Genomic DNA, 2,952 nt, shown 5'->3' on the forward strand with positions numbered 1-2,952 from the left:
CAGTTGAGCGGATGCGGCTCCAGCGTGCGAGCCGGCATGTCCCAGCCAATGCGCGCCACGGCATCGCGCACCAAGGCGTGATCCACGGAGGAAAGGTATGCGCGGAACCGCCCCAGCAGTTCATCGAATTTTGTCGTCACATCTTACTCCGGACATGCATTGATGCACAGCCGCTCCGCAGGGGATCGGGTTGCGCGGCGGCATCATTGGTCTAGATTGGTGCGCGCGCAAAGCCAAAAACGACAGGCCAACAGGTCGAAGATTAGGGAGCACGCCATGGACGCCGCGGTCGATGCGAGCACCAGCCAGTTCGAACTTAACGAGGAGCAGCGCGCCATCCAGGAGATGGCGCAGGCCTTCGCCGCAGACCGTGTCGCGCCAAATGCGCTCGACTGGGACCGTAACAAGCATTTCCCGGCCGATGTGATCCGCGAGACCGGCCCGCTCGGCCTTGGCGGCATCTATATCAGGGACGATGTCGGTGGCTCGGCACTTGGCCGGCTCGACGCCGTGCTGATCTTCGAGGCGCTGTCGCACGCCGATCCGGCTTTTTCATCGTTCATCTCGATCCACAACATGGTGGCCTCGATGATCGACCGTTTCGGCAATGACGAGCAGCGCCAGCGTTTCCTGCCGAAGCTGACCTCTATGGAATGGCTGGCGAGCTACTGCCTGACCGAGCCCGGCTCCGGTTCCGATGCCGCAGCCCTGAAAACGCGCGCGGTGAAGAGCGGCGGCGACTATGTCCTCAACGGCACCAAGCAGTTCATCTCCGGCGCCGGCGACAGCGATGTCTATGCCGTCATGGTGCGCACCGGCGCGGACGGCCCGAAAGGCATTTCCACCATCGTCGTGCCCAGAGATGCGCCAGGCCTTTCCTTCGGCGCCAACGAGCACAAGATGGGCTGGCACATGCAATCGACCCGCCAGGTTGTCTTCGAGGACTGCAAGGTGCCGGCGGAAAACCTTTTGTCCGGCGAAGGTGCGGGCTTCGGCATCGCCATGGCCGGTCTAGACGGCGGCCGGCTGAACATCGCCGCTTGTTCGCTGGGCGGCGCGCAGTCGGCGCTCGACAAGGCGCTTTCCTACACCGCCGAGCGCAAGGCCTTCGGCTCGAAGATCAACCAGTTCCAGGCGCTGCAGTTCAGGCTGGCCGACATGGAGACCGAACTGCAGGCGGCGCGTATTTTCCTCTATGCCGCCGCCGCGAAGCTCGACCGCAAGGCGCCGGATGCCGGCAAATGGTCGGCGATGGCCAAGCGCTTCGTCACCGATACCGGCTTCAATGTCGCCAACGACGCACTGCAGCTGCTCGGCGGCTATGGCTACCTGCACGACTACGGCATCGAGAAGCTGGTGCGGGACCTGCGGGTACACCAGATCCTCGAAGGCACCAACGAGATCATGCGCGTCATCATCGCGCGGGCATTAATTGGCCGCTGACGGCAACAAATCAGGAGAAATCGATGAGCACCATTGCCTTCATCGGCCTAGGGAACATGGGTAATCCGATGACCGCCAACCTGGTCAAGGCGGGGCATGCGGTGAATGGTTTCGACCTTGTGCCGGAAAACCTCACCGTCGCCCGGGAGCATGGCGTGACAGTGATGGCCAATGCCGTTGCCGCGGTGAAGGATGCCGATGTGGTGATCACCATGCTGCCTGCGGGCAAGCATGTGCTGTCGGTCTATGAGGACATCGCGCCCAGAGCGAAAAAGGGCGCGCTGTTCGTCGATTCCTCGACCATCGATGTCGAATCGGCGCGTAAGGCGCATGCCATTGCCGCCAAACACGGCCTGCTGTCCATCGATGCACCGGTCTCGGGCGGCACCGGGGGTGCTGCGGCCGGCACGCTGACCTTCATGGCCGGAGGCTCCGATGACGCCTTTGCAACTGCCGAGCCGATCCTGGAGCCGATGGCCGGTCGCATCGTCCATTGCGGCGGCGACGGCGCCGGCCAGGCGGCAAAGATCTGCAACAACATGATCCTCGGCATTTCGATGATCGGTGTCGCCGAAGCCTTCGTGCTGGCGGAAAAGCTCGGCCTGTCACACCAGGCGCTGTTCGACGTCGCCTCGACCTCCTCCGGCCAGTGCTGGTCCTTGACCACCTACTGCCCGGTGCCCGGGCCGGTGCCGACTTCGCCCGCAAACAGGGACTACAACCCAGGATTTGCAGCGGCGCTGATGCTGAAAGACCTGAAATTGTCCCAGGAAGCCGCACAAGGTGCGGGTGCTGTAACGCCGCTTGGCGCCGAAGCAGCCCAGCTCTATGCCTTGTTCAACGCCCAGGGACATGGCGGGGTCGATTTCTCCGGCATAATTAATTTTCTCAGGGGTAACCCAGCGTAACCCCCGGATTTGCCGGATTTTTCCGGTTTCCTTGGGTAAAAAAGTGCAAATTTAGATTTGCTTAAGCTCTCGATAACTCCGCGGTAACGATGTCCCTATAAAACGGACTGCGAGGCGGACATATCTCATCCGCCCGGTGCTCCGGATCAGGTCTCGCGTACCGGAGCCCGTAAGTTTCGACAAGTGCCATAAGTTTCGCAAAGTGTTTGCGTAGCGAAGCGCCATGCGTATCTGGCAAAGCCGCGTTCCTGATGGAGCGCGGTTTTTGCATTTTGCCCTGCAGCACGTTTTGAGACATCGATAACCCGGAACTGTACTCCGGGATGCCTCACATGCGCCCGCGGGCGCCTTCCGGATCATAGGGCGAGTCGGCGATCACCTTGGCCGCGCGGCGCTCGCCGAGGATGGACACCTCGAGTTCGGTGCCGGGCGACACAAGTGCCAGGGGCAACAGCGCAAGTGCGATGTCGTGACCGAAAGTGTAGGAGTAGCCCGCCGAGGTGATGTGGCCGACGAGCTCGCCTTCGCGGTAGACGCCCTCGAAGGCGAGCTCGTCGGCCACATCACCTCGGCGGGCTACTCCTACACTTTCGGTCACGAC

The 2,952-nt window shown here is 62.1% G+C and carries 3 protein-coding genes; 2 read left to right on the plus strand and 1 reads right to left on the minus strand.

The annotated features are described in order from the left end of the window. Positions 1–276 precede the first annotated feature (276 nt). Both EN750_RS26980 and mmsB read left to right on the plus strand, forming a co-directional pair. The gene (locus tag EN750_RS26980) at positions 277–1,443 is read left to right on the plus strand and encodes an isobutyryl-CoA dehydrogenase (protein WP_127398459.1); all 1,167 of its coding nucleotides are present in this window, start codon (positions 277–279) and stop codon (positions 1,441–1,443) included. A gap of 23 nt (positions 1,444–1,466) precedes the next feature. Continuing rightward, positions 1,467–2,351 (plus strand): 3-hydroxyisobutyrate dehydrogenase, encoded by an 885-nt coding sequence (gene mmsB, locus EN750_RS26985; protein ID WP_127398461.1) that lies wholly within the window; start codon positions 1,467–1,469, stop codon positions 2,349–2,351. Positions 2,352–2,679: 328 nt separating this feature from the next. On the opposite strand, the gene EN750_RS26990 is transcribed toward mmsB, so the two are convergent. Continuing rightward, on the minus strand, positions 2,680–2,952 hold a 273-nt coding region (locus EN750_RS26990), incomplete at its 5' end, for a glycine cleavage T C-terminal barrel domain-containing protein (protein WP_281062332.1).

The sequence above is a fragment of the Mesorhizobium sp. M7A.F.Ca.ET.027.03.2.1 genome (genome assembly GCF_003999175.1).
Taxonomy (GTDB): domain Bacteria; phylum Pseudomonadota; class Alphaproteobacteria; order Rhizobiales; family Rhizobiaceae; genus Mesorhizobium.